General features: G+C 57.1%; 18 protein-coding genes and 1 pseudogene. 17 read left to right on the forward strand and 2 right to left on the reverse strand.

What is annotated here, in order from left to right:
- Positions 1-26: 26 nt before the first annotated feature.
- Positions 27-488, reverse strand: a pseudogene (locus SB13_RS03960) (L-alanine exporter AlaE).
- 874 nt (positions 489-1,362) lie between these two features.
- Here SB13_RS03960 and mraZ point away from each other — a divergent pair.
- The 16 genes from mraZ (at position 1,363) to lpxC (ending at position 19,174) form a co-directional block, all read left to right on the forward strand.
- Entirely contained in the window at positions 1,363-1,821 is a 459-nt protein-coding gene (mraZ, locus tag SB13_RS03965; RefSeq protein WP_026739105.1) for a division/cell wall cluster transcriptional repressor MraZ, read from the forward strand.
- 2 nt (positions 1,822-1,823) lie between these two features.
- Entirely contained in the window at positions 1,824-2,765 is a 942-nt protein-coding gene (gene rsmH, locus SB13_RS03970) for a 16S rRNA (cytosine(1402)-N(4))-methyltransferase RsmH (RefSeq protein WP_026739106.1), read from the forward strand.
- Positions 2,762-3,082: a cell division protein FtsL gene (ftsL, locus tag SB13_RS03975; RefSeq protein ID WP_026739107.1), complete on the forward strand. Its 321-nt coding sequence runs from the start codon at positions 2,762-2,764 to the stop codon at positions 3,080-3,082. The genes rsmH and ftsL overlap by 4 nt, the downstream gene beginning before the upstream one ends.
- Before the next feature lie 23 nt (positions 3,083-3,105).
- Entirely contained in the window at positions 3,106-4,869 is a 1,764-nt protein-coding gene (locus SB13_RS03980; protein WP_026739108.1) for a peptidoglycan glycosyltransferase FtsI, read from the forward strand.
- Positions 4,856-6,340 carry a UDP-N-acetylmuramoyl-L-alanyl-D-glutamate--2,6-diaminopimelate ligase gene (murE, locus tag SB13_RS03985; RefSeq protein WP_026739109.1) on the forward strand — a complete coding sequence of 495 codons (1,485 nt, stop codon included), beginning with the start codon at positions 4,856-4,858 and terminating at the stop codon, positions 6,338-6,340. The genes SB13_RS03980 and murE overlap by 14 nt, the downstream gene beginning before the upstream one ends.
- Positions 6,337-7,698: a UDP-N-acetylmuramoyl-tripeptide--D-alanyl-D-alanine ligase gene (gene murF / locus SB13_RS03990; RefSeq protein ID WP_026739110.1), complete on the forward strand. Its 1,362-nt coding sequence runs from the start codon at positions 6,337-6,339 to the stop codon at positions 7,696-7,698. The genes murE and murF overlap by 4 nt, the downstream gene beginning before the upstream one ends.
- Positions 7,692-8,774: a phospho-N-acetylmuramoyl-pentapeptide-transferase gene (gene mraY, locus SB13_RS03995; protein ID WP_026739111.1), complete on the forward strand. Its 1,083-nt coding sequence runs from the start codon at positions 7,692-7,694 to the stop codon at positions 8,772-8,774. Before murF ends, mraY begins: the two co-directional genes overlap by 7 nt.
- Before the next feature lie 4 nt (positions 8,775-8,778).
- A complete protein-coding gene (gene murD / locus SB13_RS04000; protein WP_026739112.1) occupies positions 8,779-10,092 on the forward strand; it encodes a UDP-N-acetylmuramoyl-L-alanine--D-glutamate ligase in 1,314 nt (437 codons plus the stop codon).
- Positions 10,092-11,288 (forward strand): cell division protein FtsW, encoded by a 1,197-nt coding sequence (ftsW, locus tag SB13_RS04005; RefSeq protein WP_026739113.1) that lies wholly within the window; start codon positions 10,092-10,094, stop codon positions 11,286-11,288. Before murD ends, ftsW begins: the two co-directional genes overlap by 1 nt.
- Positions 11,285-12,376, forward strand: coding sequence for an undecaprenyldiphospho-muramoylpentapeptide beta-N-acetylglucosaminyltransferase (gene murG / locus SB13_RS04010; protein WP_026739114.1), 1,092 nt, complete (start codon positions 11,285-11,287; stop codon positions 12,374-12,376). The genes ftsW and murG overlap by 4 nt, the downstream gene beginning before the upstream one ends.
- 53 nt (positions 12,377-12,429) lie before the next feature.
- Complete coding sequence (gene murC, locus SB13_RS04015) at positions 12,430-13,890, forward strand: UDP-N-acetylmuramate--L-alanine ligase (protein WP_026739115.1); 1,461 nt, start codon at positions 12,430-12,432, stop codon at positions 13,888-13,890.
- Positions 13,891-13,896: 6 nt separating this feature from the next.
- Positions 13,897-14,817 carry a D-alanine--D-alanine ligase gene (locus tag SB13_RS04020; protein WP_026739116.1) on the forward strand — a complete coding sequence of 307 codons (921 nt, stop codon included), beginning with the start codon at positions 13,897-13,899 and terminating at the stop codon, positions 14,815-14,817.
- A gap of 1 nt (position 14,818) precedes the next feature.
- Positions 14,819-15,676, forward strand: a complete 858-nt coding sequence (gene ftsQ, locus SB13_RS04025) for a cell division protein FtsQ (protein WP_026739117.1) — start codon at positions 14,819-14,821, stop codon at positions 15,674-15,676.
- Positions 15,673-16,929 carry a cell division protein FtsA gene (gene ftsA / locus SB13_RS04030; protein WP_026739118.1) on the forward strand — a complete coding sequence of 419 codons (1,257 nt, stop codon included), beginning with the start codon at positions 15,673-15,675 and terminating at the stop codon, positions 16,927-16,929. The genes ftsQ and ftsA overlap by 4 nt, the downstream gene beginning before the upstream one ends.
- A 72-nt stretch (positions 16,930-17,001) precedes the next feature.
- Positions 17,002-18,156, forward strand: coding sequence for a cell division protein FtsZ (ftsZ, locus tag SB13_RS04035; protein ID WP_026739119.1), 1,155 nt, complete (start codon positions 17,002-17,004; stop codon positions 18,154-18,156).
- Between the two features lie 100 nt (positions 18,157-18,256).
- Entirely contained in the window at positions 18,257-19,174 is a 918-nt protein-coding gene (gene lpxC, locus SB13_RS04040) for a UDP-3-O-acyl-N-acetylglucosamine deacetylase (protein ID WP_026739120.1), read from the forward strand.
- A 26-nt stretch (positions 19,175-19,200) separates the two neighbouring features.
- On the opposite strand, the gene SB13_RS04045 is transcribed toward lpxC, so the two are convergent.
- Positions 19,201-19,722 carry a DUF721 domain-containing protein gene (locus SB13_RS04045; RefSeq protein WP_026739121.1) on the reverse strand — a complete coding sequence of 174 codons (522 nt, stop codon included), beginning with the start codon at positions 19,720-19,722 and terminating at the stop codon, positions 19,201-19,203.
- Between the two features lie 28 nt (positions 19,723-19,750).
- On the opposite strand from SB13_RS04045, the gene secM reads away from it, so the two are divergent.
- Positions 19,751-20,251, forward strand: coding sequence for a secA translation cis-regulator SecM (secM, locus tag SB13_RS04050; protein ID WP_026739122.1), 501 nt, complete (start codon positions 19,751-19,753; stop codon positions 20,249-20,251).
- Positions 20,252-20,347: the final 96 nt, after the last annotated feature.

Genomic DNA, 20,347 nt, shown 5'->3' on the forward strand with positions numbered 1-20,347 from the left:
TTTCTACGCCATATCCTAATGGCAAATTAATGGCTAACGAGGCGTTCCCGGCTTCTGACGGATACGCGAAACAGCTGACGACAATATTCCAGGAAATAACCGTAGGCCACGCCCATGACCATCAATATCACGGCATTACTGCTGATGGCCGTAACCATTTGCGAGGCGTTGGCGCCAATGATGAGCAAAATAACCCTATATACCGGCGACTGAAAACTGACATAAGCAATAAGGTCAGCGACGTTTTTGGTCCTGCGGTATTGGGGCGCCAGATTTTGAGCTAAACCGACGATGCGATCGCAGTAGATCCCTTAAGGCCAGGCAATCACGATGTTGAGCGGGATAGAGCGCAGGCGGGAGCAGAGCGACTGCTGGAATGACATGCCTGAAATCAGTATTTCGATCGCCATGCCCGTCACGAAACAGTAAATCACCATGGCGAAGGTGTCAGCCAGCGCGCTGCGCGAGCGTGAGGAGGGGGTGAACATGCTGGTCGGCTCTCGTGTGTCGAAGATAAAACAGAAACACATCAGTCCCGTGGTGTTATGTTTTGTTATTTTGCTTTTTAATCAGCCTAAAATACTGGAATAATTCCATTTATCAGAGATAAGTTTTTATTTTTAATTATTTTTTAGATGATGATTTTACTGTTGAGGGGGGGGTTGCCGTTGGCATCTTATTATCGCGAGAAAGAGATAAATACTTATTTAAAACAACAAATTGTCTTTATCGCCGGAGAGAGAGATGTGCGGATCGCTATTCGTCTCTCTTTTATATAGAATCCGCTCTGCGTCAGACTCTACAGATTATTATTAGTCAGACATGACACATTTACACTGTAAATATAAACAGTCTTTTGGCGTCGGATAAATTCCTTCAAAGCGTTGAAGGCGCCGTTGATAAAATATTCTTGATGAAAAACATTCTGTTTTTCTCAGCGGAAAATGAATTTTTACAATTCAAAACCGTATAGGAGATTTAAGACTTCAGTCTTTTGACAAAAAAGATTGTCAAAAAATACTGATAAATCAGGGGTTGTTGACTAAGTTAGCTTTTGTCGAAAATAAAAAATACGTAACGATATGTGGCTGTGAAAATAATATTGCATAGGTAGTTAAAGCGTATATCTTTCACGCATTCGATGAGGCCTGGTTAATTTCTCTTAATTAATCACAGCCTTAATACTCATTATTTTTTACTGGTGTTTTTTTAACAGTTTTCCCCCCGCCAAAAGTTGCCGAAAATAATGCCTGCCCGCCTCCGTACTTGCTTGACAAGGTTTTCCTCCCCTCCGTAAACTCTGGATCGTGGGAATTTGTGGGACAAAGTGGTAGAAAATGGCATGAAGGGCTAAATACAACCATGTTTCGTGGGGCAAGTCTGGTCAATCTCGACAGTAAAGGACGGCTCGCCGTTCCGACCCGATACCGGGACGTACTGAACGAGGAAGCGAAGGGGCAAATGGTTTGCACCATTGACCTCCACCAGCCATGCCTGCTGCTTTATCTCTTGCCTGAGTGGGAAATCATCGAACAGAAGCTCTCTCGCCTGTCGAGCATGAATCCCGCCGAACGTCGCGTTCAGCGTTTGCTGCTGGGACACGCCAGTGAGTGCCAAATGGATGGTGCCGGGCGTTTATTAATCGCGTCCACGCTGCGGCAACATGCAAAGCTTACAAAAGAAGTGATGCTGGTCGGGCAGTTCAACAAGTTTGAACTGTGGGATGAACAGACCTGGTATCGACAAGTCAAGGAAGACATCGAAGCTGAACAATCGACTCAGGAACCGCTATCTGATCGATTGCAGGACTTATCTCTATAGTCATGACAGAAACTTTTAAACACACGACCGTGCTGTTGGATGAGGCCGTCAACGGCCTGAACATTCGCGGCGACGGTATTTACATTGACGGTACGTTTGGCCGCGGCGGTCACTCCCGTCTGATTCTGTCCCATTTGGGGCCGGAGGGTCGCCTGCTGGCAATCGATCGCGATCCTCAAGCAATCGCCGCCGCCAGCGACATTGACGATGCGCGCTTTTCTATTATTCACGGCCCTTTTTCTTCAATCGCTGAATACGTTGAAGAACGCGGACTGAAAGGAAAAATCAACGGCGTACTGCTGGATCTGGGCGTTTCTTCGCCGCAGCTCGACGATCCGGAACGCGGTTTTTCCTTCATGCGCGACGGCCCGCTCGACATGCGTATGGATCCTACCCGCGGCGTCTCTGCTGCTGAATGGTTGATGAAAGCGGAAGCGGAAGATATCGCCTGGGTGCTCAAAACCTTTGGCGAAGAGCGTTTCGCCCGCCGTATTGCGCGCGCCATTGTTGAGCGCAATCAGACCGAACCGATGACGCGTACGAAAGAGCTGGCCGAGCTGATTGCCGCCGCCAGTCCGATCCGCGAGAAACATAAACATCCGGCAACGCGCTCTTTCCAGGCTATTCGTATTTATATCAACAGCGAACTCGAAGAGATCGAACGTGCGCTCAACGGCGCGCTGGATGTGCTGGCTCCTGAAGGCCGGCTGTCTGTGATCAGTTTCCATTCCCTGGAAGACCGCATCGTGAAGCGTTTTATCCGCCACAACAGCCGTGGGCCGCAGGTGCCAGCCGGTTTGCCGCTGACGGAAGAACAGCTCCGGGAGCAGGGGGGAAGAACCCTGAAAATCGCAGGAAAAATGAAGCCGTCCGACGCTGAAGTCGCGGAGAACCCGCGCGCGCGCAGCTCCGTACTGCGTTTCGCCGAGAGACTGTCTTCATGATCGGGCACGAGCGTCACTCGCTGGCTGGCGTCATCGCAGAAGATTTGCTGCGGCACGGCAAACTGCCGTTGCTGCTGCTGGTCGCGGTTTTGATTTCGGCCGTACTGGTGGTGACGACGGCGCATCGCACTCGTCTGCTGACCGCGGAGCGCGAGCGCCTGCTGCTGGAACGTGATGCGCTGGATATCGAATGGCGCAACCTGATTCTGGAAGAGAATGCGCTGGGCGACCACAGCCGTGTCGAGCAGAACGCGATAGAAAAACTCTACATGGGCCATGTCGATCCTTCGCAGGAAAATATTGTGGTTAAACAATGAACTGACAGGTTATGACTTAACACATGAAACCCGCACGCATCGGAAGGTTGAAACGTCAGGAAGAACATGCCAGCTTCGTCAGCTGGCGTTTTGCGTTGCTTTGCGGGGGGATTCTGATCTGTCTGGTCGGCCTGATGCTGCGCACCGCCTATCTCCAGGTCATTGCGCCGGATAAGCTGGTGCGCGAAGGCGACATGCGCTCCCTGCGTGTGCAGGAAGTGCCGACCGCGCGTGGGATGATTAGCGATCGCGCGGGCCGTCCGTTGGCGGTCAGCGTCCCGGTTAACGCTATCTGGGCCGATCCCAAGGAAGTGAACGACCACGGCGGCATCACGCTTGATACACGCTGGAAAGCGCTGGCCGATGCGTTGGAAATGCCGCTCGACCAAATCGCCACCAAGGTCAACGCCAACCCTAACGGCCGCTTCGTTTATCTGGCGCGTCAGATAAACCCCGCCATCGGCGAATACATTCACAAACTAAAACTGCCGGGCATCAATCTGCGTCAGGAGTCACGTCGCTACTACCCGTCAGGACCAGTAACCTCTCATCTCATTGGCTTCACCAACATCGACGGACAGGGAATCGAGGGGGTCGAGAAGAGCTTCGACCGCTGGCTGACCGGCCAACCGGGCGAGCGCACTGTGCGTAAAGACCGGTTTGGGCGCGTTATCGAGGATATCTCCTCCGTAGACAGTCAGGCCGCTCACAACCTGATGCTAAGCATTGATGAACGCCTGCAGGCGCTGGTGTACCGTGAGCTGAGTAACGCCGTCGCCTTTAACAAGGCGGAGTCCGGCACCGCCGTGTTGGTCGACGTAAACACCGGCGAAGTGCTGGCGATGGCCAACAGCCCGTCTTACAACCCGAACAATCTCTCCGGCACCTCCAACGATGTCATCCGTAACCGCGCCATCACCGATATTTTCGAACCGGGGTCTACGGTTAAGCCCATGGTGGTCATGTCCGCGCTACAGCGCAATGTGGTGAAAGAAAACAGCGTCTTGAACACGCTGCCTTATTACATCAACGGACACGAAATCAAAGATGTGGCGCGTTACAACGAACTGACGTTGACGGGCGTGCTGCAAAAATCGAGTAACGTCGGCGTATCCCGACTGTCGCTGGCGATGCCATCTTCTGTGTTAGTGGATACTTACTCTCGTTTTGGCTTGGGTAAACCCACCAACCTCGGGTTGATCGGTGAAAGCTCAGGGCTATTTCCGCATCGCCAGCGCTGGGCGGATATCGAACGCGCCACCTTCTCGTTTGGCTACGGTCTGATGGTCACGCCGCTGCAACTGGCAAGGATGTACGCCACTATCGGCAGCTTCGGCATCTATCGTCCTCTTTCCATTACNAAAGTCGACCCGCCGGTGCCGGGAGAACGCATCTTCCCTGACAGCATCGTACGCACCGTGGTGCACATGATGGAAAGCGTAGCGCTGCCGGGCGGCGGCGGCTCAAAGGCGGCGATTAAAGGCTATCGCATCGCGATCAAGACCGGTACGGCGAAAAAAGTCGGGCCGGACGGCAAGTACGTCAACAAATATATCGCTTACACCGCCGGTGTTGCCCCGGCCAGTAATCCCCGCTTCGCGCTGGTCGTGGTCATCAATGACCCGCAGGCCGGGAAATACTACGGCGGTGCGGTCTCCGCGCCGGTATTCGGCGCCATCATGGGTGGGGTGCTTCGCACCATGAACATCGAGCCGGATGCCCTGGCGACGGGGGAGAAAAATGAATTCGTTATTAACCGAAAAGAGGGCTCAGGTGACAGATCGTAATTTGCACGATTTGCTGGCGCCGTGGGTTGCCAACGCTCCCGAGCGCGCGCTGCGGGAAATGACGCTGGACAGTCGCATTGCCGCGGCGGGAGACGTCTTTGTCGCCATCGTCGGACACCAGACCGACGGGCGACGCTACATTGCGCAGGCCATCGCTCAAGGCGTGGCTGCGGTGATCGCCCAGGCGGACGAGGAAAATCCGGAAGGCACTGTGTGTGAAAAGCACGGCGTACCGGTGATTTATCTGGATGCGCTCAATCAACGGCTTTCGGCGCTGGCGGGACGTTTCTACCATCAGCCAGCGGAGAGACTTCGCCTGGTCGGCGTAACCGGCACCAACGGCAAAACGACCACCAGCCAGCTGTTAGCGCAGTGGAGTCAGGCGCTGGGGGAAACCAGCGCGGTGATGGGCACCATCGGTAACGGCTTGCTGGGACGAGAAGCCCCGGCGGAAAACACCACGGGATCGGCCATCGGCGTACAACAGACGCTCAGCCAATTGGCTGATGCGGGCGCAACGTTCGCCGCGATGGAAGTCTCTTCCCACGGACTGGTTCAGCATCGCGTTGCCGCGCTGCCCTTCGCCGCCGCCGTGTTTACCAACCTGAGCCGCGACCATCTCGACTATCACGGCGACATGGCGCATTACGAAGAAGCCAAATGGGCGCTCTTCGCGGAACATCAGGTCGGTGAAGCCATCATCAACGCGGACGACGAAGTGGGTCGACACTGGCTGAGCCGGCTTCCTGACGCGGTGGCCGTGACGCTGGGAGCATCGCGGCCAGAGGGCCGCAGCCGTTGGCTGCAAGCGAAAAGNGTGGAGTATCACGACAGCGGTTTTACCGCGCAGGTGGATTCCAGCTGGGGGCAAACCACGATTCACAGCCGCCTGATGGGCGAGTTCAACGTCAGCAATATGATGCTGGCGCTGGCGACACTGCTGGCGCTGGGCTATCCGCTGGAACAGTTGGCCGAAACATCCGTGGCGATCCAACCCGTGTGCGGCAGGATGGAAGTCTTCCATGCCGAAGGCAAACCGACCGTCGTGGTGGATTATGCGCACACGCCCGACGCTCTGGAAAAGGCGCTGGAAGCCGCGAGACTGCACTGTCAGGGGCAGCTCTGGTGCGTGTTTGGCTGCGGCGGCGATCGCGACAAAGGTAAGCGCCCACTCATGGGCGCGGTAGCGGAACAGCTGGCCGACCGGGTCATCGTGACGGACGACAATCCGCGCAGCGAAGCGCCGCAGGCTATCGTCAAAGACATCCTCAGCGGCCTGATGGACGCCGGCCGTGTTCAGACGATTGAAGGTCGGGCGGCGGCGGTCAGCAGCGCGGTGATGCACGCCGGGCCGGATGACGTGGTGCTGGTGGCCGGTAAAGGTCACGAAGATTATCAGATCGTGGGCAATCAACGGCTGGATTACTCCGACCGTCTGACGGTCGCGCGTCTGTTGGGAGTGGTGGCATGATTCGCGTAACGCTTAGCCAATTGGCGAACGTCTTAAACGCCCGTCTGGAAGGGGACGATCTGGCGATCGACGCCGTCTCGACGGATACCCGCCATCTGGCCGACGGCTGCCTGTTCGTGGCGCTGCAGGGTGAGAAATTCGATGCCCACGACTACGCCGAGAATGCGATCAGCCAGGGCGCGGCAGCACTGTTGGTGAGTAAGCGCTTACCTGTTTCGGCGCCGCAACTCATCGTGAAAGATACGCGGCTGGCGCTGGGCGCGCTGGCTGCCTGGGTTCGGCAGCAATCATCGGCTCGCGTCGTCGCCCTGACCGGTTCGTCCGGCAAGACGTCGGTCAAAGAGATGACCGCGGCAATCTTGAGGCAGTGCGGCAACGTTCTTTATACCGCCGGGAATCTGAACAACGACATCGGCGTGCCGCTGACGCTGCTGCGACTGACGCCGGAACACGATTTCGCCGTCATCGAGCTTGGCGCGAACCACATCGGCGAGATCGCCTACACCGCTGACCTCACGCGGCCGGAAACGGCGCTGGTCAACAATATTGCGGCCGCGCATCTGGAAGGGTTCGGGTCGCTGGCCGGTGTCGCGCAGGCCAAAGGCGAGATCTTCAACGGTCTTCCCGCCGACGGCGTCGCTATTCTGAACGCTGACAGTAACGACTGGCCGCACTGGCAAACAACGCTGACGCAGAAAACCGTCTGGCGCTTTTCGCCGGAAGCCGCAGAGGACGTGGATTTCTACGCCAGCGACGTCGTCGTGACGGCGCAGGGCACGACGTTCACCTTGCACAGCCCGTTCGGCGAGGTTGCGGTGATGCTGCCGCTGCCGGGCAAACATAATGTCGCCAACGCGCTGGCGGCCGCGGCGCTGGCGATGTCCGTCGGTGCATCTCTGGAGGACGTGAAGTCTGGACTGGCGCAGCTTGAGGCGGTGCCGGGACGCTTGTTCCCGCTCTCTCTGGGCGGTGAGCAGCGGGTGCTGGATGACAGTTACAACGCTAACGTCGGCTCCCTGACGGCGGCGGTACAGGTGCTGGCGGATATGCCGGGGTATCGGGTACTGGTCGTCGGTGACATGGCGGAGTTGGGGCGGGAAGCCGAAGCGTGCCACCGTCAGGTCGGCGAGGCCGCGCGGATCGCCGGTATCGACCGTGTGCTGAGCGTCGGCACGTTGAGCGAATTGATTAGCCAGGCCAGCGGTCAGGGCGAACATTTTCAGGATAAAGCCGCGGTGGTCGCCCGTCTTCGGGCGCTATTGGCGGAACACACAGTGATAACCATTTTAATAAAAGGCTCACGCAGCGCTGCGATGGAGCAGGTAGTACGGGCATTACAGGAGAAGGCAACATGTTAGTGTGGCTGGCCGAGCAACTGGTCAAATTTTATTCCGGCTTCAACGTCTTTTCCTACCTGACGTTTCGAGCCATCGTCAGCCTGCTGACTGCGTTGGTGATCTCGCTCTGGATGGGGCCTCATTTGATCGCCTGGCTGCAGCGTTTACAGATTGGACAGATCGTTCGTAGCGAAGGGCCGGAGTCGCACTTCAGCAAACGCGGTACCCCGACGATGGGCGGCGTGATGATACTGGCGTCGATCACGATTTCCGTTCTGTTATGGGTGAACCTGTCGAACCCGTACGTCTGGTGCGTGCTGCTGGTACTGCTGGGGTACGGCATCGTCGGATTCGTGGACGACTACCGCAAGGTCGTACGCAAAGATACCAAAGGGCTGATCGCGCGCTGGAAGTATTTCTGGCAGTCGCTGTTGGCGTTGATCGTCGCTTTTTCCATGTACGCGATTGGAAAAGACACGCCGGCGACGCAGCTGGTCGTGCCTTTCTTTAAAGACATCATGCCGCAACTGGGGTTGATGTACGTGGTTTTGGCTTACTTCGTCATTGTCGGCACCAGCAACGCCGTCAACCTGACCGATGGTCTGGATGGCTTGGCGATTATGCCGACGGTGTTTGTCGCCGCAGGCTTCGGGCTGGTGGCGTGGGCGACCGGGAATATGAACTTCGCCAACTATCTGCATATTCCGTACATCCGTCATGCCAGCGAACTGGTGGTGGTGTGTACGGCGATAGTCGGCGCGGGGCTTGGGTTTCTGTGGTTCAACACCTATCCGGCGCAGGTCTTTATGGGCGACGTCGGTTCGCTGGCGCTGGGCGGCGCGCTCGGGACGATAGCCGTGCTGCTGCGTCAGGAATTTTTACTGGTGATCATGGGGGGCGTATTCGTGGTCGAAACGCTGTCGGTGATCCTGCAGGTTGGCTCCTTTAAGCTGCGCGGCCAGCGGATTTTCCGCATGGCGCCGATACATCACCACTATGAGCTTAAAGGGTGGCCGGAACCGCGCGTGATTGTGCGGTTCTGGATTATTTCTCTGATGCTGGTGCTCATTGGACTGGTCACACTGAAGGTACGGTAACGACATGGACTATCAGGGTAAAAAAGTCGTCATTATCGGGTTGGGCCTCACCGGGCTCTCCTGTGTTGATTTCTTCCTCACGCGCGGGGTGACGCCTCGCGTGGTGGATACCCGTGTCAGTCCGCCCGGTCTGGATCAACTACCTGAACAGGTCGAACGCTATGTGGGCGGATTGCAGGAAGCGTGGCTGATGGACGCCGACCTAATCGTGGCCAGCCCCGGTATTGCTCTGGCGACGCCCGCATTATGCGACGCCGCAGACGCGGGCATTGAGATTGTCGGCGATATCGAGCTGTTTTGCCGTGAGGCGCAGGCGCCAATCGTTGCCATTACGGGGTCGAACGGTAAAAGCACCGTCACTACGTTGGTGGGGGAAATGGCGCGTGCGGCCGGTTGGTCAGTGGGAGTCGGCGGCAACATCGGCGTTCCTGCGCTGGAACTGCTCAAGCAGGAGTGCCAGCTCTACGTACTGGAGCTCTCCAGCTTCCAACTGGAAACAACCCACAGCCTGCACGCGGCGGCGGCCACCATTCTGAACGTGACGGAAGATCACTCCAATCGTTATCCGCTGGGTTTGCAGCAGTACCGCGCCGCCAAACTGCGTATCTACGAAAACGCCGCCGTCTGCGTGGTGAATGCCGATGATGCGCTGACCATGCCGGTGCGCGGCGCCGACGACCGCTGTCTGAGCTTCGGCGTCGACGTGGGCAACTATCACCTGAATCGGCAGCAGGGCGAAACCTGGCTGCGGGTTAACGGGGAGCGCGTGATCAATACGCGCGAACTCAAATTGGTCGGTCAGCACAACTATACCAATGCGCTTGCCGCGCTGGCGCTGGCCGATACGGTGGGTATCCCACGCGCTTCCGCACTGGCGGCGCTCACCGACTTCACCGGTTTGGCGCATCGTTTCCAACTGGTGCTGGAACGCAACGATGTGCGTTGGATCAACGACTCGAAAGCGACCAACGTCGGCAGCGCCGAGGCGGCGCTGAGCGGGCTGCACATCGACGGCACGCTGCATCTGCTGCTGGGCGGAGACGGCAAGTCCGCCGACTTCTCCCCGCTGAAGCCTTATCTTCAGGGCGATAACGTGCGGCTGTACTGTTTCGGTCGCGATGGCGATCTGTTGGCGGCGCTGCGCCCGGACATCGCCCAGCGTACCGAGACGATGGCGCAGGCAATGACGCTGATTTCCCAGCAGGTCAGCCCGGGAGACGTGGTGTTGCTGTCTCCGGCCTGTGCGAGTCTGGATCAGTTCCGCAATTTTGAGCAGCGCGGCGATGAATTTGCACGCTTGGCGGAGGAACTGGGCTGATGCAAATAGCGGCGATAGTGGAACGATTAAGACGCTGGGTCATGGGGACGCGCGAAAGCGATAACCTCAGCGCCGTGCTGTACGATCGTACGCTGCTGTGGTTGACGCTCGGACTGGCGGTCATCGGTTTCGTGATGGTGACGTCCGCCTCCATGCCGGTGGGTCAGCGTCTGGCTGGCGACCCGTTCTTATTCGCCAAGCGCGACGGGCTCTATCTGGCGCTGGCCTTTGGCTTGTCGCTGATTACCATGCGAGTACCGATGGAAGTGTGGCAGCGCTACAGCCCTGTTTTGCTGCTATTGGCGATGGTTCTGTTGTTGGTTGTGCTGGTGGTGGGGAGTTCGGTCAACGGGGCTTCTCGTTGGATATCGCTGGGGCCACTGCGCATCCAGCCCGCCGAATTGTCGAAGCTGGCGCTGTTCTGCTACCTCTCCAGCTATATGGTGCGCAAAGTGGAAGAGGTGCGAAACAATTTCTGGGGCTTCTGCAAACCGATGGGCGTAATGGTGGTACTGGCGGTGCTGCTGCTGGCGCAGCCTGACCTCGGCACGGTGGTGGTCTTGTTTATCACGACGCTGGCCATGCTGTTTCTGGCGGGCGCTAAACTCTGGCAGTTTCTGGCGATTATCGGCAGCGGCATCTTCGCGGTCTGTCTGCTGATTATTGCGGAACCGTACCGTATCCGCCGCGTGACGTCGTTCTGGAATCCCTGGGATGATCCGTTCGGCAGCGGCTATCAGTTGACGCAGTCGCTGATGGCGTTCGGACGAGGTGAGGTATGGGGGCAGGGACTGGGGAATTCGATTCAGAAACTGGAATATCTGCCGGAAGCGCACACTGACTTTATTTTCTCCATTTTAGGCGAAGAACTGGGCTATATCGGTGTGGTTTTGGCGTTGTTAATGATATTCTTCGTCGCCTTTCGGGCGATGTCGATTGGACGCCGCGCGCTGCAGATCGATCAGCGTTTTTCCGGGTTCCTGGCGTGTTCCATCGGCATCTGGTTCAGTTTCCAAACATTGGTCAATGTAGGCGCCGCGGCGGGCATGCTGCCGACCAAAGGGTTGACCCTGCCGCTGGTCAGTTACGGGGGGTCCAGTTTGTTGATTATGTCGACCGCCATCGTACTGCTGTTACGCATAGATTATGAGACGCGCCTGACGAAAGCGCAGGCGTTTACGAGGAGTGCCCGATGAGTGGCGAAGGCAAGCGTTTGATGGTGATGGCGGGCGGGACCGGGGGCCATGTGTTCCCTGGACTGGCCGTGGCGCATCATCTGATGGCGCAGGGATGGCAGGTGCGCTGGCTGGGCACCGCCGACCGTATGGAAGCCGATTTGGTGCCCAGGCACGGTATTGAAATTGATTTTATCCGTATTTCCGGCCTGCGCGGCAAAGGGATTAAAGCCTTGATTTGCGCGCCGCTGCGCATTTTCCGCGCGGTGCGTCAGGCGCAGGCGATCATGCGCGAGTACCGGCCGGACGTCGTGCTGGGCATGGGCGGCTATGTTTCCGGTCCCGGCGGCTTGGCGGCATGGCTGTGCGGTATCCCGGTCGTGTTACATGAACAGAACGGTATTGCCGGACTGACTAATCGCTGGTTATCGCGTATTGCCAAAACGGTCTTGCAGGCGTTTCCGGGCGCATTCCCCAACGCGCCTGTAGTCGGAAACCCGGTGCGGACCGACGTGTTGGCGCTGCCGTCGCCGGCGGAACGTCTGGCGGACCGCAGCGGACCTATCCGCGTGCTGGTTATCGGCGGCAGTCAGGGGGCTCGGATTTTGAACCAGACGCTGCCGGACGTGGCCGCTACATTGGGCGACAGAATCACCATCTGGCATCAGACCGGCAAAGGCGCGCAGGCTGACGTACAGGCGGCGTACGCGAAAGCCGGACAGCCGCAGCACAGGGTCGTCGAGTTCATTGATGATATGGCGGCGGCTTATGCCTGGGCCGACGTCGTCGTTTGCCGCTCTGGGGCGCTGACGGTCAGTGAGATCGCCGCCGCCGGATTGCCGGCGCTTTTCGTGCCGTTCCAGCATAAGGATCGGCAGCAGTACTGGAACGCGTTGCCGCTGGAACAGGCGGGCGCGGCCAAAATTATCGAGCAGGCCCATATCAGCGTTGACGCCGTCAGCGATGTCTTGGGCGGCTGGGACCGCGCCACGCTGCGCGACATGGCTGAAAAGGCCCAATCAGTCGCTATTCCGGATGCGACCGAGCGTGTTGCGGCTGAAGTCGTGGCGGCGGCGGACTTACCCGACGTGGCAGCGGTTCAACATTAATCATGATATCGCCGGACACAGGACGGCGATCAAATAGGTAGCGATAGGTAAAAGTGAATACACAACAACTGGCGAAACTGCGTTCAATCGTGCCCGAGATGCACCGTGTCCGGCACATCCACTTTGTTGGCATCGGTGGTGCCGGCATGGGCGGTATCGCCGAAGTTCTGGTTAATGAAGGCTACGAGATTAGCGGCTCCGATTTGGCGCCGAATGCGGTCACGCAGCAGTTGAGCGACCTGGGCGCGCAGATCTATTTTCACCATCGTCCGGAAAATGTGAACGGTGCGAGCGTGGTGGTTGTATCCACCGCCATTTCCGGCGACAACCCGGAAATCATCGCCGCGAAGGAAGCGCGTATCCCGGTGATTCGCCGGGCGGAAATGCTGGCGGAACTGATGCGCTTTCGTCACGGCATCGCGGTTGCGGGCACGCACGGCAAGACGACGACAACGGCGATTGTCACCAGTATTTACGCGGAAGCCGGACTGGATCCTACGTTCGTCAACGGCGGACTGGTCAAAGCGGCAGGTACGCATGCGCGGCTGGGATCCAGTCGCTACCTGATCGCAGAAGCGGATGAAAGCGATGCGTCTTTCCTGCATCTGCAGCCGATGGCGGCGATTGTGACCAATATTGAAGCCGACCATATGGACACCTATCAGGGCGACTTTGAGAACCTGAAGCAGACGTTCATCAACTTTCTGCACAATCTGCCGTTTTATGGACACGCGGTGATGTGTCTGGACGATCAGGTTGTCCGCGAGCTGCTGCCGCGCGTGGGGCGCCACGTGACAACCTACGGATTCTGCGACGATGCCGACGTGCGTATCGCCAGCTATCGTCAGGTGGGGGCGCAGGGCCACTTTACGTTGGAGCGTCAGGGGAAACCTCTGCTGCACGTAACCCTGAATGCGCCAGGTCGCCACAACGCGTTGAACGCGGCGGCGGCGGTCGCTATCGCATCCGAAGAAGGTATTGAAGACGACGCGATCCTGCGCGCGCTCGAACGTTTCGAAGGCACCGGTCGCCGCTTTGATTTCCTGGGCGAATATCCTCTGGAGCCGGTGAACGGTAAAAGCGGTGCGGTCATGCTGGTGGATGACTACGGCCACCATCCCACTGAAGTGGACGCCACGATTAAAGCGGCGCGGGCGGGCTGGCCGGAAAAACGGCTAGTGATGATTTTCCAGCCTCACCGCTATACGCGCACGCGTGATTTGTACGACGACTTTGCGCACGTGCTGTCTCAGGTGGACGTTTTGCTGATGTTGGACGTTTATTCAGCAGGAGAAACGCCTATTCCGGGGGCAGATAGCCGCTCTTTATGCCGTACAATTCGCGGAAGAGGTAAGATTGATCCGATTTTAGTGCCAGATATAGAGACTTTACCTGAATTGTTGGCACCGGCGCTGCAAGATGGGGACCTCGTGATGGTTCAGGGCGCGGGTAATATCGGCAAACTGGCCCGCAGGCTGGCGGATTCTCGCTTACAGCCGCAGGTCAAAGGGTGAAAGGTAATGACTGAGAAAGTGGCTGTATTGCTGGGTGGTTCATCCGCAGAACGCGATATCTCTTTGCTTTCGGGGCGGGCCGTCTTAGCCGGTTTGCGGGAAGCCGGAGTGGATGCGCGCGCGATAGACCCCCGCGATTTCCCAGTCAGTCAGCTTAAAGAACAAGGGTTTAGCCGGATATTCATTGCGCTGCATGGGCGTGGCGGCGAAGACGGCTCGATGCAAGGCGCGCTGGAGCAACTGGGCCTGCCTTATACCGGTAGCGGCGTCATGGCGTCGGCGCTGACGATGGATAAATGTCGCACCAAGCAGATTTGGCAGGCGTCAAATTTACCGGTAGCGCCTTATATCGTGCTGAATCGGCATCAGTTTCAGCGCAGTAATCCATCTGGTTTGCTAAAGTTAGTAGAACCTCTCGGTATGCCATTGATTGTCAAGCCGAGTCGGGAAGGTTCCAGCGTTGGAATGAGCAAAGTCGAGCAGGCTGAAGCATTACCTGCGGCGTTGGAAGCGGCCTTCCATCATGACGAAAACGTGATGGTGGAAAAGTGGTTGAGCGGTCCGGAGTTTACGGTGGCTATTCTCGGTAACGAAACATTGCCGTCGATCCGCATTGAGACGACGGGCACGTTTTACGATTATCAGGCGAAGTACGCGTCGGAAGACACTCGCTACTTCTGTCCAAGCGGTCTGACGGCGGAGCAGGAAAGCGAACTGGCTTCCCTCTCTCTGGCGGCCTACAGCGCGCTGGATTGCAGCGGCTGGGGGCGGGTTGATGTGATGATGGACGATGACGGCGGATTTTACCTGTTAGAGGTTAATACCTCGCCGGGCATGACCGAGCACAGCCTGGTGCCGATGGCCGCTAAACAGCATGGCCTGACGTTTCCACAATTGGTGACACGCATTTTGGAGCTGGCGAGCTGATATGTCGCAAGCGGCGCTTAATACACGCGGACGCGAGCCCGAATCCAACGGCGCGCGTCGCAGCAACGGCGGCCAACTGGCGGGCATGATTTTCCTGCTAATGGTGGTGGGCACTATCGCCTGGGGCAGTTGGATGGTGGTGGGTTGGATGAAAGATGCCAGCCGACTGCCGCTGTCCCGCCTGGTGGTGACGGGAGAAAGAACCTACACCACCAACGACGACATTCGTCAGGCGATACTGTCGCTCGGAGCGCCGGGCACGTTTATGACGCAGGACGTTAACGTCATTCAGCAGCAGATTGAACGGCTGCCGTGGATTAAACAGGCCAGCGTGCGCAAGCAGTGGCCGGACGAATTAAAGATTCATCTGGTTGAATACGTGCCTTTCGCACGTTGGAATGACCAGCTGATGGTTGACAGCGATGGAAACGCATTCAGCGTTCCGGCGGAACGTATCGGTAATAAAAAGATGCCGATGCTGTACGGACCGGAAGGCAGCGAAGCCGACGTGCTGGAAGGGTATCGAAACATTAACCAGATACTGAGCGCCGGCAAGTTTCAGCTGAAAATGGTTGCGATGACCGCGCGCCATTCCTGGCAGGTCGGTCTCGAAGACGATATCCGCCTGCAGTTGGGACGCGACGATCAGGCTCGCCGTCTGGCGCGATTTATTGAGTTGTATCCGCTTCTTCAACAGCAGGCGAAGGACGGAAACAAGCGGATCAACTATGTGGATCTGCGTTATGACTCAGGCGCGGCGGTAGGTTGGGGTCCGGCGTTTATCGATCAGCAAGAAGACATTGATCGTCACCAAAACGGTAATCAGCAACAGAATCAGGCACAGGCTAAACAGCAATGATCAAGTCGACGGACAGAAAACTGGTAGTTGGGCTGGAAATCGGTACAGCAAAAGTGGCTGCGCTGGTAGGGGAAGTTCTGCCCGATGGCATGGTCAATATTATCGGTGTGGGTAGCTGCCCGTCACGGGGCATGGATAAAGGCGGCGTGAACGACTTGGAGTCGGTGGTGAAATGCGTACAGCGCGCCATCGACCAGGCCGAGTTGATGGCAGACTGCCAGATCTCATCGGTTTATCTGGCGCTGTCCGGCAAACATATCAGCTGCCAGAACGAGATTGGCATGGTGCCGATCTCCGAAGAAGAAGTGACGATGGACGACGTGGAAAGCGTCGTCCACACGGCGAAATCCGTTCGCGTACGCGATGAACATCGCATCCTGCACGTTATCCCGCAGGAGTACGCGATCGACTACCAGGAAGGCATCAAGAATCCGGTAGGGTTGTCCGGCGTGCGCATGCAGGCAAAGGTGCATTTGATCACCTGCCACAACGATATGGCGAAGAACATCGTCAAAGCGGTTGAGCGTTGCGGACTGAAAGTCGACCAGCTGATTTTCGCCGGACTGGCATCCAGCTATGCGGTGCTGACTGAAGACGAACGTGAACTGGGCGTCTGTGTCGTCGATATCGGCGGCGGCACCATGGACATGGCGGTCTATACCGGCGGCGCGCTGCGTCACACCAAGGTGATTCCGTACGCAGGGAACGTGGTCACCAGCGATATTGCTTACGCTTTCGGCACCCCGCCTACGGACGCCGAGGCGATCAAAGTCCGCTACGGCTGCGCGTTGGGTTCCATCGTGAGCAAAGACGAAGCGGTTGAAGTTCCCAGCGTGGGCGGGCGTCCGCCGCGCAGTCTTCAGCGCCAGACGCTGGCTGAAGTCATCGAGCCGCGTTACACCGAGCTGCTGAATCTGGTGAACGACGAGCTATTGCAGTTACAGGAGCAGTTGCGTCAGCAGGGCGTCAAGCATCATTTGGCGGCTGGTATTGTGCTGACGGGGGGAGCCGCACAGATTGATGGCCTGGCCGCATGCGCCCAGCGTGTGTTCCATACGCAGGTGCGTATCGGACAACCGCTGAACATCACGGGCCTGACGGATTATGCGCAGGAGCCTTACTACTCCACGGCGGTAGGGTTGCTGCACTACGGTAAAGAATCTCACCTGAATGGTGAGCATGAAGTTGAAAAACGCGCCTCAGTGAGCCATTGGTTTAAACGCCTGAACAGCTGGCTGAGAAAAGAATTTTAACGGTTATCAAAAGAGATCCTGGCACAGCTTTTTTGATCTCGAAGTAACACAGGCACAAGACGGAGAGAAACTATGTTTGAACCTATGGAATTAACCAACGACGCGGTGATTAAAGTCATCGGCGTCGGTGGCGGCGGCGGTAACGCGGTCGAGCATATGGTGCGTGAACGCATTGAAGGCGTTGAGTTCTTTGCGGTCAACACTGATGCGCAGGCACTGCGCAAAACGGCGGTTGGGCAGACTATCCAGATCGGTAGCGGCATTACCAAAGGTCTGGGCGCAGGGGCTAACCCGGAAGTCGGCCGTAACTCTGCTGAAGAAGACCGCGAAGCGTTGCGCGCGTCTCTCGAAGGCGCTGATATGGTATTTATCGCAGCCGGTATGGGCGGTGGTACAGGTACGGGCGCTGCCCCGGTCGTGGCCGAAGTGGCTAAAGATCTCGGCATTCTTACCGTTGCTGTCGTGACCAAGCCGTTTAACTTCGAAGGCAAAAAACGCATGGCGTTTGCGGAACAAGGCATCGCGGAGCTGTCTAAGCACGTAGATTCCCTGATCACCATCCCGAACGACAAACTGCTGAAAGTATTGGGACGCGGTATCTCCCTGCTGGATGCGTTCGGCGCAGCCAACGACGTGCTGAAAGGCGCGGTTCAGGGCATCGCTGAACTGATTACCCGTCCGGGGTTGATGAACGTCGACTTCGCGGACGTTCGCACCGTGATGTCCGAAATGGGCTATGCCATGATGGGTTCCGGCGTGGCGCGTGGCGAAGACCGTGCGGAAGAAGCGGCCGAAATGGCGATCTCCAGTCCGCTGCTGGAAGATATCGACCTGTCCGGCGCTCGTGGCGTTCTGGTCAACATCACGGCGGGCTTCGNCCTGCGTCTGGATGAGTTTGAAACGGTGGGTAATACTATCCGTGCTTTCGCTTCCGACAACGCGACCGTGGTTATCGGTACGTCTCTTGACCCGGAAATGAACGACGAACTGCGCGTCACCGTGGTGGCGACCGGCATCGGCATGGACAAACGTCCGGAAATTACGCTGGTGACCAACAAGCAGAGCAGCCAGCCGGTAATGGACCATCGTTACCAGCAGCATGGCATGTCGCCTCTGCCGCAGGAAAAACCGGCTGCCGCCAAGGTCGTCAACGACCAGAACGCGCAGCCTAATAAAGAGCCGGATTATCTGGATATCCCGGCGTTCCTGCGCAAGCAGGCCGATTAACCGGCCGCTTGGTTGGAATCTCCGCTCTTTGTGCTAAACTGTGCCGCCGGCCTTGGTATAGACTGAGGCCGTTGGTTCGGATTAAATGCGAGATAATACGATGATCAAACAACGTACATTAAAACGTATCGTACAGGCGACAGGGGTCGGTTTGCATACCGGCAAAAAAGTCACCCTGACAATGCGTCCTGCACCGGCAAATACCGGGGTCATCTATCGTCGCACTGACTTGAATCCACCGGTTGATTTTCCGGCTGATGCCAAATCCGTGCGTGATACCATGCTCTGTACTTGCCTGGTCAATGAGCATGACGTGCGAATTTCTACCGTGGAGCATCTGAACGCCGCGCTGGCGGGTCTGGGCATCGATAACGTGATGATCGAAGTCGATTCTCCCGAAATTCCGATTATGGACGGCAGCGCCAGTCCATTCGTTTACCTGTTGCTTGATGCCGGTATTGAAGAGCTGAACTGTGCTAAGAAGTTCGTTCGCATCAAAGATACCGTGCGTGTAGAAGATGGCGACAAATGGGCGGAACTGAAGCCTTATAACGGTTTCAATCTGGACTTCACCATCGACTTCAACCACCCGGCGATCGACTCTGGCGCACAGCGCTACAAGCTAGAGTTCTCCGCGGACTCTTTCGTCCGTCAGATCAGCCGCGCGCGGACCTTCGGCTTCATGCGAGATATTGAATATCTCCAGTCCCGCGGCCTGTGCCTGGGCGGCAGCTTTGACTGCGCAATTGTCGTTGATGACTACCGTGTGCTGAACGATGACGGTCTGCGTTTTGAGGATGAATTTGTTCGTCACAAAATGCTGGATGCCATCGGCGACCTGTTTATGTGCGGCCATAACATCATTGGTGCCTTCACGGCATTCAAGTCTGGTCATGCGCTGAACAACAAACTGCTGCAGGCAGTGCTGGCACAACAGGAAGCGTGGGAATACGTGACCTTTGAAGATGAGGCGGAAATGCCGCTGGCGTTCAAAGCGCCTTCGACGGTACTCGCCTGACGAGTCAGAACAACAAATTGTCGTTTTTATGACTGGTTATCACTGGTTTTCTCTCCGGCCAGTGAAGCCAGTCTTTTTAATATCCGCTGTAACCTTTCCGGGCTGTTTTCCGCTAATCCATTCAATATTTCTGCACTCTGCGGACTCAGTGAACGTCGCTTCGGCGCATCAATAGAACCGACGCCGGTTGTGGTTTCCGATGGCTTATTATTTTGGTGCGCTTTAGCGGCAAGCGAGGGATTAATCCGGATGTCGATCGCTGCTAATGATGGTAGTATTTGAGCACGCAAAGCGGAGAGTAGCGCTGGCTGTTCATAACGTAGCCGCATCATCCAGCTGGCGTTCGCGGTTTCCAGCACCAGCAGATTCCGCCGGTAGTTCGCCACGCGGCACCAAGGGTGCATTTGCGCCGGCAATATCGCGCAGACGGCGCGATTAAGCTTTACCAGCGCGGCAGCGCGCTGCTGAATATCCCGTAGCGGACCGCTTCCGGTTTCCGATGCGCTATCAAAAAAAGATTCTAGTGATTGTGGACGACTATCACGCATAACGCAGGCTCCGACGGACAGTAAACTTGTGATTGGTATTCTAAATCGTTGGCGACAATTTGGCAGACGTTATTTTTGGCCGCATCTCCTGCTGGGGATGGTCGCGGCTGGTTTTGGTCTGCCCGTCAGTCTGTGCGAATCCCAAAATGCGCCCTCCCTGTCGACTTCGGCTATCAGTCGCCATAATGTTTCTGCCTTTAGCCTGACCGATCTGGTGGCATTGAAAGATGCTCATCGACGTTCATCCGTCGGCATTGATTATTGGCATCAGCATGCCATTCGCACCGTCATCCGCCACCTGTCGTTTGCACTCACTGCGCCGCAGCCTTCTACGGTGGCTGAAGCGGTCGTCGCCTCGCCTGCACAGCACCAAATCCTGATTGAAACACTTCACGCGTTGCTGACCCAGGAAAACAGGGCGCCTGCGCTGGATGTAACCACCTACTTCTCCGCAGTATCCACGCTATTCCATCATTCCGGGATCTGGCTCGCCCAGACGCTGGGCATACGCGCCGGACCGCTCAGTTAAACCACTTTTCTGTCAACACGCGCAATAGCCGGGTGAGTTCGCCTGGTTTTCTGATGTTATGCCACGGTAGAGACGGTGGCATTGTAGAGATTAAAA

The sequence above is a fragment of the Lonsdalea quercina subsp. quercina genome (assembly GCF_000688695.1).
In the GTDB taxonomy this organism is placed as follows: domain Bacteria; phylum Pseudomonadota; class Gammaproteobacteria; order Enterobacterales; family Enterobacteriaceae; genus Lonsdalea; species Lonsdalea quercina_D.

Coding starts and splice junctions, on each gene's coding strand:
- SB13_RS04045 (WP_026739121.1), bottom strand. CDS start 19,722: ATGCGTGATAGTCGTCCACAATCACTAGAATCTTTTTTTGATAGCGCA.
- murG (WP_026739114.1), top strand. CDS start 11,285: ATGAGTGGCGAAGGCAAGCGTTTGATGGTGATGGCGGGCGGGACCGGG.
- ftsQ (WP_026739117.1), top strand. CDS start 14,819: ATGTCGCAAGCGGCGCTTAATACACGCGGACGCGAGCCCGAATCCAAC.
- ftsL (WP_026739107.1), top strand. CDS start 2,762: ATGATCGGGCACGAGCGTCACTCGCTGGCTGGCGTCATCGCAGAAGAT.
- mraY (WP_026739111.1), top strand. CDS start 7,692: ATGTTAGTGTGGCTGGCCGAGCAACTGGTCAAATTTTATTCCGGCTTC.
- ftsW (WP_026739113.1), top strand. CDS start 10,092: ATGCAAATAGCGGCGATAGTGGAACGATTAAGACGCTGGGTCATGGGG.
- lpxC (WP_026739120.1), top strand. CDS start 18,257: ATGATCAAACAACGTACATTAAAACGTATCGTACAGGCGACAGGGGTC.
- SB13_RS04020 (WP_026739116.1), top strand. CDS start 13,897: ATGACTGAGAAAGTGGCTGTATTGCTGGGTGGTTCATCCGCAGAACGC.
- murF (WP_026739110.1), top strand. CDS start 6,337: ATGATTCGCGTAACGCTTAGCCAATTGGCGAACGTCTTAAACGCCCGT.
- rsmH (WP_026739106.1), top strand. CDS start 1,824: ATGACAGAAACTTTTAAACACACGACCGTGCTGTTGGATGAGGCCGTC.
- murD (WP_026739112.1), top strand. CDS start 8,779: ATGGACTATCAGGGTAAAAAAGTCGTCATTATCGGGTTGGGCCTCACC.
- mraZ (WP_026739105.1), top strand. CDS start 1,363: ATGTTTCGTGGGGCAAGTCTGGTCAATCTCGACAGTAAAGGACGGCTC.
- ftsA (WP_026739118.1), top strand. CDS start 15,673: ATGATCAAGTCGACGGACAGAAAACTGGTAGTTGGGCTGGAAATCGGT.